Origin of the sequence: Chryseobacterium sp. C3 (assembly GCF_014218905.1) — a bacterium.
Classification (GTDB): domain Bacteria; phylum Bacteroidota; class Bacteroidia; order Flavobacteriales; family Weeksellaceae; genus Chryseobacterium; species Chryseobacterium mucoviscidosis.
The window spans coordinates 96,941-109,283 of record NZ_JACLCU010000005.1; the positions used below are offsets into that span (position 1 = coordinate 96,941).

General features: G+C 37.3%; 11 protein-coding genes. 10 read left to right on the plus strand and 1 reads right to left on the minus strand.

The window, feature by feature from the left end; translation table 11 throughout:
- Nucleotides 1-100: 100 nt before the first annotated feature.
- On the plus strand, nucleotides 101-490 hold the full coding sequence (locus H6W53_RS12330; RefSeq protein WP_185207201.1) for a hypothetical protein: 390 nt from the start codon (nucleotides 101-103) through the stop codon (nucleotides 488-490).
- Nucleotides 491-547: 57 nt separating this feature from the next.
- Here the strand turns inward: H6W53_RS12330 and H6W53_RS12335 are convergent, their stop codons facing one another.
- Complete coding sequence (locus tag H6W53_RS12335) at nucleotides 548-886, minus strand: hypothetical protein (RefSeq protein ID WP_185207203.1); 339 nt, start codon at nucleotides 884-886, stop codon at nucleotides 548-550.
- Between the two features lie 122 nt (nucleotides 887-1,008).
- On the opposite strand from H6W53_RS12335, the gene H6W53_RS12340 reads away from it, so the two are divergent.
- The 9 genes from H6W53_RS12340 (at nucleotide 1,009) to rnhA (ending at nucleotide 12,223) form a co-directional block, all read left to right on the plus strand.
- Nucleotides 1,009-1,272 carry a hypothetical protein gene (locus H6W53_RS12340; RefSeq protein ID WP_087708701.1) on the plus strand — a complete coding sequence of 88 codons (264 nt, stop codon included), beginning with the start codon at nucleotides 1,009-1,011 and terminating at the stop codon, nucleotides 1,270-1,272.
- Nucleotides 1,273-1,403: 131 nt separating this feature from the next.
- Nucleotides 1,404-2,918 carry a GH3 auxin-responsive promoter family protein gene (locus tag H6W53_RS12345; RefSeq protein WP_185207205.1) on the plus strand — a complete coding sequence of 505 codons (1,515 nt, stop codon included), beginning with the start codon at nucleotides 1,404-1,406 and terminating at the stop codon, nucleotides 2,916-2,918.
- 69 nt (nucleotides 2,919-2,987) lie between these two features.
- Nucleotides 2,988-3,350, plus strand: a complete 363-nt coding sequence (locus H6W53_RS12350) for a hypothetical protein (RefSeq protein WP_087708697.1) — start codon at nucleotides 2,988-2,990, stop codon at nucleotides 3,348-3,350.
- 95 nt (nucleotides 3,351-3,445) lie between these two features.
- On the plus strand, nucleotides 3,446-4,681 hold the full coding sequence (locus H6W53_RS12355; RefSeq protein WP_185207207.1) for an MFS transporter: 1,236 nt from the start codon (nucleotides 3,446-3,448) through the stop codon (nucleotides 4,679-4,681).
- A 90-nt stretch (nucleotides 4,682-4,771) separates the two neighbouring features.
- Nucleotides 4,772-5,416, plus strand: coding sequence for a hypothetical protein (locus H6W53_RS12360; RefSeq protein WP_116097290.1), 645 nt, complete (start codon nucleotides 4,772-4,774; stop codon nucleotides 5,414-5,416).
- 30 nt (nucleotides 5,417-5,446) lie between these two features.
- Nucleotides 5,447-7,537, plus strand: a complete 2,091-nt coding sequence (locus H6W53_RS12365; protein ID WP_185207209.1) for a T9SS type B sorting domain-containing protein — start codon at nucleotides 5,447-5,449, stop codon at nucleotides 7,535-7,537.
- Between the two features lie 84 nt (nucleotides 7,538-7,621).
- Nucleotides 7,622-9,967 carry a T9SS type B sorting domain-containing protein gene (locus tag H6W53_RS12370; RefSeq protein ID WP_228457795.1) on the plus strand — a complete coding sequence of 782 codons (2,346 nt, stop codon included), beginning with the start codon at nucleotides 7,622-7,624 and terminating at the stop codon, nucleotides 9,965-9,967.
- Between the two features lie 163 nt (nucleotides 9,968-10,130).
- Nucleotides 10,131-11,726: a replicative DNA helicase gene (dnaB, locus tag H6W53_RS12375; protein ID WP_185207212.1), complete on the plus strand. Its 1,596-nt coding sequence runs from the start codon at nucleotides 10,131-10,133 to the stop codon at nucleotides 11,724-11,726.
- 20 nt (nucleotides 11,727-11,746) lie between these two features.
- On the plus strand, nucleotides 11,747-12,223 hold the full coding sequence (gene rnhA / locus H6W53_RS12380) for a ribonuclease HI (protein ID WP_185207214.1): 477 nt from the start codon (nucleotides 11,747-11,749) through the stop codon (nucleotides 12,221-12,223).
- The last annotated feature ends 120 nt before the right edge of the window (nucleotides 12,224-12,343 follow it).

Below are 12,343 nucleotides of genomic sequence, written 5' to 3' on the forward strand. Positions count from 1 at the left end.
TTTTACTAAAATTTTAAATTAAAAGTTAAAAAAAAATTACTCCTACCGCATGGCACTTTGTTTGGATAAACCCCTCTACAACCACTAAAGAAATATTATTATGAAAAAAGCAATCAGAATTTTAGGAGCATTCCTATTACTATTCTTTGTAGTCACGACCGTTTCATGCAGCGACGATGATGATCCTGCCAACAACGACTTTTTTGCAGGGACTTACAAAGGCAGCGTCAGTTATAACGACAGCGACAACAACATCAGTTCCAATGACGGAAGTGTATTTGTAACAAAAATTGCCAGTGGCACAAAATACAATTTTGCCTTCTCGAACGGAATCCCGGATCTTAACGGAGTAGAATTTAATCAACAGGGAGACAACACTTTGGTAATGGTAGGATCTACCGCAACATCGTACATTAGAATAGACAACAACGATCTAAAAATCTTATACATAAAAGATGGAAAAACCTGGACAGCGAACTGTACCCGATAAACCAACTTTTCATACATATGTTAGAACCTGCTTTTTCTTCGGAGAAAGCAGGCTTTTTTATTTTAATGGAAGCAAATTGAGATTATTGAAATCAAACTCAATATACTTATCTTTATTTTTGATGATAAGTTGTGTTGATTGTTCAGGCTTGATGATTGAATCTCCAACACTTATGTATTGATCCCAACTTTCAGAAATCATGATACTGTCGTTTTCATAAACAATGTAATGAATGCCGTGGTTATCATAGTTAACAAACTTCTTTTCAACAACAGATTTTATCTCTTTTTTCTCTATTTCTTCTTCATACGTTTCATCTTTGTACAGAGATTTATAAATGATTACAAATCCAATAGCAAAAATTACGACCAAAGTGTTTTGCGCCTGCCTTTTCATTATATCAAATGTATCATTTAATCTTTTTTTAAGCTGTAATAAACTTTAGTTAAGTTTAAAAAAATAGATTTTTCAGTTGGAATTTTCTCTACCTTTGATTCAACAAAACAAACAAATTCTCTATGAAAAAATTTTTAACCGCAATGTCTATTGTTTTAGGACTTGGACTTGCTTCCGCTCAACAGACGGCTCCTGCTGCAACAAAAGCTCAAACGGTAAAAACAGTAAAGCCCGCTAAACCCGCTCCGGCAGCTACTGTAAAACCTGCAACAGCGCCAACCGCAGCAAAAATGAAAAAAGACGGAACTCCGGACAAAAGATACAAGGAAAACAAAAAATTAAAAAAGGACGGTACTCCTGATAAAAGGTACAAAGTAAACAAGTAAACTCAACATTATTAGTTGTTATTTTCATAATCAAATTTCGAAGAACCGATGCACACTCATTCATCGGTTTTTTTTGTGTCTTATTTTCTGAAAATGACCGCCAGTTGTTCAGTTATTTATAAATTTGAACCATGGTAAACTTCCTAAAGAAATATGCAGCTTTGATCTGGGCGAAAAACCACGTCCGGAAAGCAGAAGAGTTCAAAAAAAATGCGGAGAACGATCAGGAAAAGCTTCTTTTAGCCTTAACGGAAACTGCGAAAAAAACGCTTTTCGGAAGAGAACACGATTTTGAAAACATCAAAACGGTAAAAGATTTTCAGGAACGTGTAAAAGTTTCGGATTATGAAGATCTTAAACCTTACATCGAAAGGGTGAAAAAAGGACAGGCAAATATTCTCTGGACCGATACTCCCGAATATTTTGCCAAAACTTCAGGAACCACTTCAGGATCAAAATACATCCCGATTTCAAAAGAAGGGATGCCTTTTCAGGTAAAAGGAGCCCAAAGTGCATTGTTTCATTATATTGCTAAAAAAAACAATGCCGATTTTGTACAGGGAAAAATGATCTTTTTACAGGGAAGTCCTGAACTGGAAGAAGTGTACGGAATAAAAACCGGAAGACTATCCGGAATTGTAGCCCATCATATTCCCGATTATTTGCAGAAAAACAGACTTCCAAGCTGGGAAACCAACATCATCGAAGACTGGGAAACGAAGGTGGATAAAATCGTAGAGGAAACGGAAAAAGAAAATATGACGCTGATCTCCGGAATTCCACCCTGGCTGATCATGTATTTTGAAAAGCTGATTGAAAAACACGGCAAAAAAATAAAACAGATTTTCCCTAATCTTCAGTTGATTGTTACGGGTGGCGTTAATTACGAACCCTACCGCGACAAAATGGAAGAACTTTTAGGAGGAAAAGTGGATATTGTACAGACTTTTCCTGCTTCCGAAGGTTTTTTTGCGTTTCAGGATGATTACACGAAGGAAGGCTTACTGCTATTAACGAATCATGGGATTTTCTATGAATTTATTCCTCTGGAAGAATACGGGCGCGTCGACTCCGATCAACATAGCACAAAAAGACTGACCTTAAAGGATGTTGAACTGAATAAAGATTATGCTTTAATTTTAACAACAAATTCTGGACTTTGGGCATATTCCATTGGAGATGTCGTGAGATTTATCGATAAAAATCCGCACAGAATTCTCGTGAGTGGAAGAACGAAACATTTTACCTCAGCTTTTGGAGAACACGTGATTGCCTTTGAAGTGGAGGAAGCCATGAAAGCCACGCTGGAAAAATATCCTGCACAGATTACAGAATTTCATCTTGCACCACAGGTAAATCCCAATGAAGGACTTCCCTATCATGAGTGGTTTATTGAATTTGAAAAAGAACCGGAAAATCTGGATTTGTTTAAAAGTGAGCTTGATGAACAGCTCAGAAAGCGCAATACCTATTATGATGATTTAATTTCGGGAAATATTCTGCAAAAACTTAACCTCACAGCTCTGAAGAAAAATGCATTCCACGAATATGCAAAGTCTCAGGGAAAATTGGGCGGACAAAACAAAACGCCAAGACTTGCGAATGACAGAAAAATCGCCGATTTATTAGAAATTTATAAACTTTAAGCACATTTTTTTGATTCCGGAAACGTATATTCGAAAAAAATTATAAATTTGGAAAACTAAAAAATAATAATGAAAGCATCTGTACTTTTAAAATCATCTTTATTAACGTCGTTATTTGTAATTTCATCTTGTGCAACCACAAAATATAGTATGGATACTGCTAAAAATGATTATTCTAATCTGGAGGCAGGAAAAGTGTATACTGTAATGATGAGAGATGGCTCCAAAAATCAAAAAATGTTATTCCGTAACGTAGAAGGAGATAATCTTATCGGAACGAAAGGAAAGAAAGACAGTACAGTAGTAACCATTCCTAAAGCCAATGTTGCTGCCGTAAGAGACAGCAGAAAAGCAAGAATTACAACCGGAGCCACCATTATCGGAGCTGCGGGAGTAGCCGCTTTGGTGTTCAGTGCTTCAAGAGCAGACTAAAATAGATTTTATCTTTTAAGTCTCATTTAATTTTTCATTTAAAAAAATGACGATAACAATAGCCTCAAGTTAATATTTGAGGCTATTTTTGTCGGATGATTTCATTTACCCCGCTTCAGACATTGAAAAATGTCGAATTCAAAAACCTTCTTACCGGAAGATTTTTTATCGTTTTGGCTTTCAGAATGCTCGCTACTTTACTCGGATGGTGGGTTTATCAATTAACAAAAGATCCTTTTTCAATTGGTTTAATCGGACTTTCGGAAGTAATTCCCGCGGTAAGCTGCGCTTTGTATGCCGGTCATGTTATCGATATGAATGAAAAAAAACGGTTGCTCCTGATCTGTAATTACGTCTACATTTTTTTAATCAGCCTTTTGCTGATTCCTGCTTTTTTCAATGTTAAAATGCATTTTTCGGGACATGAAATCACGTACTTCATTTATGGAGTTATTTTTTTTACAGGTATTGCAAGAGCCTTTATCGGACCGATTATTCCGGTGATGATTCCTAAAATTGTAAAAAAAGAAAATCTTCCGAATGCCGTTACCTTAAATCAGGCAACATTTCTCATCTCTTCCGTTTGCGGACACGCGGTCGGCGGTTTTCTGATCGGCTATTTTGGCGTAAAATGGACGCTGGTTGTCATCATTTCATTAATCTTTCTGGCTTCATTATTCTTTTTTCAGTTAAAAAAACAACATTCCGAATACAAAAAAGAGAATATTAACGTTATGGATAGTATGCGGGAAGGAATTTCGTATATTTTTAAAACAAAAGAAATTCTCGGAGCGCTGTGTTTGGATATGTTTGCCGTTCTTTTCGGAGGTGCTGTTGCCATGATTCCGGTTTATGCAACAGATATTCTGAAGGTAGGAGCGGAAGGATTCGGGTTACTGAATGCCGCATCTGATATTGGATCAATGTGCATCATCACCATTTTATCGGTTATTCCGTTAAGAAAAAATCAGGGTAAGATTTTACTTGGTGTGGTTACAGGTTTTGGGCTTTGTATTATCGGCTTCGGGCTTTCAAACTTATATTGGCTTTCATTCCTTTTCCTTGTAATGAGCGGAATGCTGGATGGGATTTCGGTAGTGATCAGAGGAACGATTGTTCAGCTAAAAACGCCGGACAACATCAGAGGAAGGGTACTGAGCGTAAATTCCATCTTCATTATGTCGAGCAACGAAATGGGACAGTTTGAGAGCGGATTATCTGCAAAATTACTGGGAGTTGTACGTTCTGTAGTTTTCGGAGGAACCATGACGGTGCTTATTGCACTTATTGTGGGGGCGACTAATCCAAAATTGAGAAAAATGCAATATTAGGGCAATATACACGTTTTTATTAAATAAATCTTAAAAACTTCAAATTAAAGTTAATAATTTTTTATATTTGTCTATAAAATATTTTCTATTATGGTAAAAAAACTATCTATTCTCCTTTCTATGGTGGTGGCTTCTTACAGCTTTGCTCAAACCTCCGCTGAGAAAGGAATGGAGACTCAGATTGCAAAATTGGAGTCTGCCAAAAAATCTGAAGACTTTCAGCAGTCTAAGGATTATTTCATGAAATATGTAAATACCCTTTCCAGAGGAACAGAAACAAAAAAAGAAGACTGGAGAGCCTATTATTACACTGCTTTATCATTGGTAAGAGCGGAAATCAGTGCTCAAAGACAAGGTACTGCTCAAAATATTGAAGAAACTTCAGGATTGGCAGAAAAATATCTTGCAGGCGTATTTGTAAAAAATCCTAATAATGCGGAAGCCAATATTCTTTTGGCTCAGATATATTTACTTAAATCATCAACTAATCCTGCGGACAGTGCTGCCAATTTATCAAAAGCTAATGAATATCTTGCAAAAGCAGCTTCTGATGATAAAAATAATCCCAGAATTGATATTATAAAAGGTGAGATTGCCTTGAATTCTGATAAAGAAACGGCAAAAACGTATTTCAATTCAGCATTGGCTAAATTTAAAACGTATAGTAAGAAATCCAGCCTGGATCCAAATTGGGGAAGAGATGATGTTAACTACTATCTTTCTACCCTTAAATAATCTGTCATAATCAAGATAAATTCGACTATTATGAAAAAAATCTACCTTATATTACTGTTAATCTTTTCACAATTCTTCTTTGCACAATCAGACTGTGCTTCTGCAATAAGAGTATGTGGAAACTCAGATATTTCTTATTTTCCTACGGGTCCCGGAAGTGTGGATGATCAGGTAAATGCCAACGGAAGCTGTTTAAGTGCAAACGAGCACTATTCGGTTTGGTATGAGTTTACCGTTGCAACAGCCGGAACGTTAACATTTACGATTTCTCCTCAGGCTCCTTATACTGCGGATTATGATTTTGCTGTATATGGCCCTAATAAAACCTGTGGTACAAAAGGTGCTCCGATTCGTTGTAACTACGCAGGTGCACAAGCTTTTCCTAACCAGACCGGATTACAGACAGGTCTTACTGCAAACTCTGGAGCATGGAGTCCTGCGCTGAATGTTCTTCCGGGAGAAACCTATTATCTTATTGTGGATAACTGGTCCGGAGCAAATGCTGCAATGGCATTTTCATTAACCTGGGGAGGAACGGCAACGTTAACTTCACCGTTCAACGATCCTGCGATTCAACCTAACCCGTTCAATCCTATCGGAATTCCGGGAGCAAATGCTTCAGATCCTAGAATCATCGAAATTTGCGACATTTCGGCTCCTTACAATTTCCAGACAAACAGTGCCAATATTGTTAACGGTAACCCTAACTTCTATGTAAAATATTACAGAACATCCAATGATGCTTTAGCGGATACAAATGCGATTACTTCTCCAATTGTTATAAATACAACCAGTACTTATTATTATACAATTCGTTATCTGGATCCAACGAATCCTAATAACCCGACGAATAAATGTTTCAACGTTAATGCATTTAAATTTAAGGATGTTACCTTTAAAGCTACAAATGCAAGTTTAACATCTTGTAACAATAACAACAACGGTGTTGCGGTATATGATCTTACTTCAACAACATTATATACACCAAACCCGAATTACACGTATGTTATAAAGTATTATCCAACACTTGCAGACGCTAATAACGGAACCAATGAGATTTTGAATCCGGCAGCTTACACATCGTCTACAGGAGATGTATATGCAAAAATTACAACCAACTTAGGATGTTCTGATATTGCAAAAATCACCTTAAACTTCTTCCCTGTTGTTGTGGTAACAGATGCAACGTTAAGATCTTGTTATCTTGACACCAATCCTGCAATGGCAACTTTTGATCTTACTTTGGCTCCTGTAACTACTCAGGCAGGAACAAAAACATATTATCCGTCTCTTACAGATGCTATCAATGGAACGAATGCGATCCTAAATCCTAGTACCTATACTGCTCCGAACGGTGTGGCATACATTAAAGTAACCAACGGAAATGGATGTTATGCAGTAGCAAAAGTAACTTTAATTGTTCTTCCGCCGGTTTATTCAAGCGTACTTGAAGATAAGATTATCTGTATGGAAGATAAGACAACTTTAGATGCAGGACCTGGATTTACCGCGTACAAATGGAGTACAGGAGCTACCACACAGGCAATTAACAATGTAACCGTAGGAACTTACTGGGTTGAGCTTAAAACTGGAAACTGCGTTACAAAACAGACTGTAAAAGTTTATCCTTCTGAACAGCCGGTAATTTCCAGCATTGATATTACAAACAATACAATAACTGTAAACGTAATCGGAGGAACCGCTCCTTACAAATATTCTTTAGACGGAATTAAATGGCAGGATTCAAACGTTTTTGAAAATGTTGCCAGAGGAGACAATACCGTTTATGTAAAAGATGGTTACGATTGTGATCCTCTTACTGTAACTGTAGTTGTTCCAAACCTAATCAACGTGATTACTCCAAACGGAGACGGTGTAAATGATGTGATCGACTACTCTGCTTTAGCAGGAAAACAAGGTCTTGTTCTAAGCATTTTCGACAGATACGGAGTAAAAGTTGGCCAAGCTGATAAATCCAACGGATACAAATGGGACGGAACTACCAATGGTAAAAAAATACCTACCGGAACTTATTGGTATACCGTAGAATGGAAAGAGAATGACAAGAAAAATACACCATTCAAATTCTCAGGATGGGTGATGGTTAAAAACAGAGAATAAACACCATAAATTAAATAAAAAACCGCTTGGAAAAAGCGGTTTTTTTCACATCATAAAGTCTAATATATTTTTAAAATCTTTCTAATGAAGAAATTATTACTGCTGACTATTTTATTTTTGTCGCAAATGGTTTTCTCGCAATCAGATTGTATTTCGGCAATTCCGGTTTGTGGAAATTCAGACATTTCTTATAATCCAAGTAGTTCAGGAACCGTTCAGGAAGCTACTTCAGGAAGCTGTCTTGCAGATGAGCACTATTCTGTATGGTATGTATTTACAGCAGCAACCACAGGAACAATAGAATTCACCATTACCCCAAATACCGTTCCGGGAGTAACGCATTATGACTATGATTTTGCGGTTTACGGTCCCAACATCAATTGTGCGACATGGGATTTTGGAAACGCTATTAAATGTAACTTTTCCGGAACCAGTGGTCCTACAGGTCTAAGTTCAACAATAACAGGAAGTCAATGGGAAACTCCGCTGAATGTAACTGCCGGAGAAACTTATTATCTTTTAATTGATAATTATATTCCGAGTAATCCGTATGGATTTTCTTTAACGTGGGGAGGAACTGCTTCTTTAACTTCTGCATTCAACAATCCTGCGTTAACGCCAAATCCGTTTATTACACCGGGAACACCTGCTGCAAACCCGGCAGATCCTAATGAAATTTTAAAATGTGCTTTACCCTCAATGTTTGATTTCAGCACATTGTCTACAGGAATTATCAATGGTAATCCAAACTTCACGGTAACTTATCATTTAACAAGTAATGATGCGATCACAGGAACAGCACCTATTACAACGCCGATCATGGTAAATGCTACAACAATTTATTATTACAGGCTTAAATATGTAGATCCGAATAACCCGAATAACCCGATAAACGGATGCTTTCAGGTTGGGAAATTCAAATTCAGATCTGGTAATATTGTTGTAAATAATGCGACGATTACTTCTTGTAATTATGACAATACAGGAATCGGTTATTTCGATTTAAATTCCGCAAACGTATACGGACCGACCAATGTTGTGAAAAAATATTATCCTACAATGGCGGATCTTACGGCAGTAACCAATGAAATTACAACTCCGTCTTCTTATGCATCTCAAGCTCCTAAAACTGTCTTTGTAAAAATTACAACCAATGAAGGATGTACTGCAAATGCAGAAATCACTTTGCAGTTTTTACCTGCACTTGCTGTAGTTCCGGCTACTGTAAAAGCTTGTAACAACAACAATGCAGGAACTGGTGTTTTTGATCTAACGGCTCCTGATGTTTATCCTACCTCTACAAACGTTACAAAAAAATACTACCCTACTTTAGCAGATCTTAATGCAGGAACCAATGAAATTACCAATCCTGCAGCCTACACTTCTGCAGCTCCGAAAACAGTATATGTAAGAGTGAGAAATCCTCAGGGATGTACAGGTTACAACCAGATTAGTTTACAGTTTAATCCGGTAGTAACGGTAAATGATGCTTCCATTGAAGAATGCTATATTGAATCTAATGTAACAACGGCTTCATTTAATTTAACTGTACCAAGTGTAACGACACAGACAGGACACACCAAGAGATATTACAAAACTCAGGCAGATGCTATTGCAGGAATTAATGAAATTTTAAATCCTACAACATATATTTCAACAACAGCCGTAGTTTATGTAAAAGTAATCAGCATAGAAAACTGTTATGCCATTGCAAAAATCAACCTGAAAGTTTTACCTCCGGTACAATCATCCGTTCTTAAAGATAAGATCATCTGTATTGAAGATAAAACAACGTTAGACGCAGGACCCGGTTTTGATGCTTATGAATGGAGCACGGGAGCAACGACTCAGTCGATATCCAATGTTTCTGCAGGAATCTACACGGTAAAACTGAAAACAGGAAAATGCTGGACATTACAGCAGGTGAAGGTTACCGCTTCAGTACAGCCTGTAATTACAAGCATAGATATCAACAATGATTCATTTACAATTAATGCAACAGGAGGAAAAGCCCCTTATAAATATTCCATCGACGGAGTAAACTGGCAGGATTCCAATGTTTTCACAGGTCTTCCGAGAGGTGAAAACAAAGCATATGTAAAAGATGCTTACGACTGTAATCCAATTAGCGTTCAGGTAACTGTTCCAAATCTTCTGAATGCCATTACGCCAAACGGAGATAACAAAAACGATTATATCGATTATTCTGCTTTAGCATATAAAAAAGATTTAGTTTTCACGGTTTTCGACCGATACGGAAACATGATTTATAAAGCAGACAAGATCAGAAACTACACATGGGACGGAACTTCCGGTGGTAAGAAAATCGTTACAGGAACTTATTGGTACACGATAACGTGGACAGAAAATGATAAGGATAATACACAAACGAAATACAGCGGTTGGATATTGGTAAAAAATATCCAGTAATCATTTAATCTGATTTTCAAAACATTAAATCACCTCATTTTTGGGGTGATTTTTTTATTCTCTTTGCAAAGCCTTTCTGAATAACGGTTTCAAAAGTTATCCACAATTTTTTGTTAGTTACTCCGTTTCATTTGCTTTTCAAAAAAACTATCTTTGCACTATTATGGCGCAGAAAGAAACATTATCTTCTTTGACGAACGGAAATTTTGCAAAAGAACTCTCAATTGCAGACGGGAAAATGCCTCCCAATGCTTTGGATTTTGAACGATTGGTGATTGGTACTTTTTTAATTGATAAAAAAGGGCTCGATCATTCCATTGATTTGCTTACCCCTGAAGTTTTCTACGATCCGAGACATCAGGTTATATTTTCTACCATTTTAAAATTATACGAAGGCAACCAGCCTGTCGATTTAATGACGATTATTCAGGAGCTTAAAAAAGAAGGAAAGTTAAGCTCTGCCGGCGGAGACAGCTACATCATCGATCTTACAATGGGAGTAAGCTCTTCTGCTCACATTGAATACCACGTCCGTGTTATTCTTGAAAAATATATTCTTCGAAGCCTAATTAATGTTTCGGCAAACGTAATTGATGCTTCCTATAAAGAATCTACCGACGTTTTTGAACTTCTGGATAAAGCCGAACAGTCTTTTTTCGAGATCACAAACGGAACCATTAAAAAAGGATTCGATACCGCCAATTCATTGGTAAAACAGGCAATCGATACCATTAAATCTTTAAAAGACAAAGAAGGACTTTCCGGAGTTCCTTCCGGTTTTCGCGATGTGGATAAAGAAACGGGAGGATGGCAAAACTCCGACCTTATTATTATTGCAGCACGTCCGGCGATGGGGAAAACAGCTTTTCTTCTATCAATGGCAAGAAATATTGCAGTGGGACACAAAATTCCTATGGCTTTGTTTTCGCTTGAGATGGCATCGGTACAGCTTATCACAAGGATGATTGCTTCCGAAACAAGAATTTCATCAGAAAAACTCCGAAAAGGAACGCTTGATGATGAAGAGTGGGAAAGACTGTTCTCCAATGTTTCTGAACTGGAAAACGCACCATTATATATTGACGAAACACCATCACTTTCCATTTTCGATTTCCGTGCAAAATGCCGAAGACTTGTCATGCAACATGGCGTAAGGCTCATCATGGTCGATTATCTTCAGTTGATGACTGCCGGAAGCGGAGGAAAAGGAGGTGGAAACCGTGAACAGGAAATTTCCATGATTTCACGATCCTTAAAAGCGATCGCTAAAGAACTGAACGTTCCGGTTATTGCACTTTCGCAGCTTTCGCGTAGTGTGGAGACACGTCCGGGAAAAAGACCTCAGCTTTCCGATCTAAGGGAATCCGGAGCAATTGAGCAGGATGCCGATATTGTATCGTTCATTTTCCGACCGGAATATTATAAAATTACAGTTTGGGATAACGATGAAGAAGGACAGGAAACCTCAACAGAAAATCAGGCGGAATTGATTATTGCAAAACACAGAAACGGTGCAACTGCCGATGTGCGTTTATCTTTCTTAAAACATTTTGCAAAATTCGGTGATATTGAGGCTGCTTTTGACGGAGGAATGAGCGGAGGAGGATATCCATCGAGCTTCGGAAAGCCTGAACCGAGCGGTTTTGATAAAATTAAAACAACCATTCAGCCGGGCGCGGCTTTTGATCTTCCCGACAGTTCAAAACTTTCAGGATCTTCAATGAATGATTTTGATGATGATGACGATTTTCCTTTTTAAATTCAGGGCAAGATTTAAAAATGAAAATTGAAATATACACCGACGGAGCGTGCAGCGGAAATCCCGGAAAAGGCGGATATGGAATTCTCATGCGTGTCCCTGAAAAAAATTATCAGAAAACATTTTCCAAAGGCTTCCGGAAAACCACCAACAACAGGATGGAACTTCTAGCTGTAATTACAGCTTTGGAAAAACTGAAATCTCCTGATAACGAAATTCATATTTATACAGACAGTAAATATGTTGCGGATGCCATTAACCAAAACTGGTTAGCCGGATGGATCAAAAGAGGGTGGAAAAATGTAAAAAATCCTGATCTATGGCAGAAATTTGCAGTACTTTATAATGTGCATAAGCCCAAAATGCACTGGATTAAAGGTCATGCAGGACACTTTGAAAACGAATTGTGCGACAAACTTGCCGTAACCGCTGCTGCATCTGCAAATTTAGAGGTCGATTCCTTCTTCGAAAATCTCGAAAATAACACTTTGTTTTAATCTAAAATTACAAGATTCGGAAAAACACTTTTCAGTATTCTTTCATTTTTATTATCATTTATTACAAAATAAATACTAAATAAGGTAAATTTAATATTAAATACATATTATTTAATCAGG

Bases quoted from the DNA above. Each gene is read 5' to 3' on its own strand.
- H6W53_RS12335 (WP_185207203.1), bottom strand. From the start codon at position 886: ATGAAAAGGCAGGCGCAAAACACTTTGGTCGTAATTTTTGCTATTGGA.
- H6W53_RS12345 (WP_185207205.1), top strand. From the start codon at position 1,404: ATGGTAAACTTCCTAAAGAAATATGCAGCTTTGATCTGGGCGAAAAAC.
- H6W53_RS12330 (WP_185207201.1), top strand. From the start codon at position 101: ATGAAAAAAGCAATCAGAATTTTAGGAGCATTCCTATTACTATTCTTT.
- H6W53_RS12370 (WP_228457795.1), top strand. From the start codon at position 7,622: ATGAAGAAATTATTACTGCTGACTATTTTATTTTTGTCGCAAATGGTT.
- H6W53_RS12365 (WP_185207209.1), top strand. From the start codon at position 5,447: ATGAAAAAAATCTACCTTATATTACTGTTAATCTTTTCACAATTCTTC.
- dnaB (WP_185207212.1), top strand. From the start codon at position 10,131: ATGGCGCAGAAAGAAACATTATCTTCTTTGACGAACGGAAATTTTGCA.
- H6W53_RS12340 (WP_087708701.1), top strand. From the start codon at position 1,009: ATGAAAAAATTTTTAACCGCAATGTCTATTGTTTTAGGACTTGGACTT.
- H6W53_RS12355 (WP_185207207.1), top strand. From the start codon at position 3,446: ATGATTTCATTTACCCCGCTTCAGACATTGAAAAATGTCGAATTCAAA.
- H6W53_RS12350 (WP_087708697.1), top strand. From the start codon at position 2,988: ATGAAAGCATCTGTACTTTTAAAATCATCTTTATTAACGTCGTTATTT.
- H6W53_RS12360 (WP_116097290.1), top strand. From the start codon at position 4,772: ATGGTAAAAAAACTATCTATTCTCCTTTCTATGGTGGTGGCTTCTTAC.
- rnhA (WP_185207214.1), top strand. From the start codon at position 11,747: ATGAAAATTGAAATATACACCGACGGAGCGTGCAGCGGAAATCCCGGA.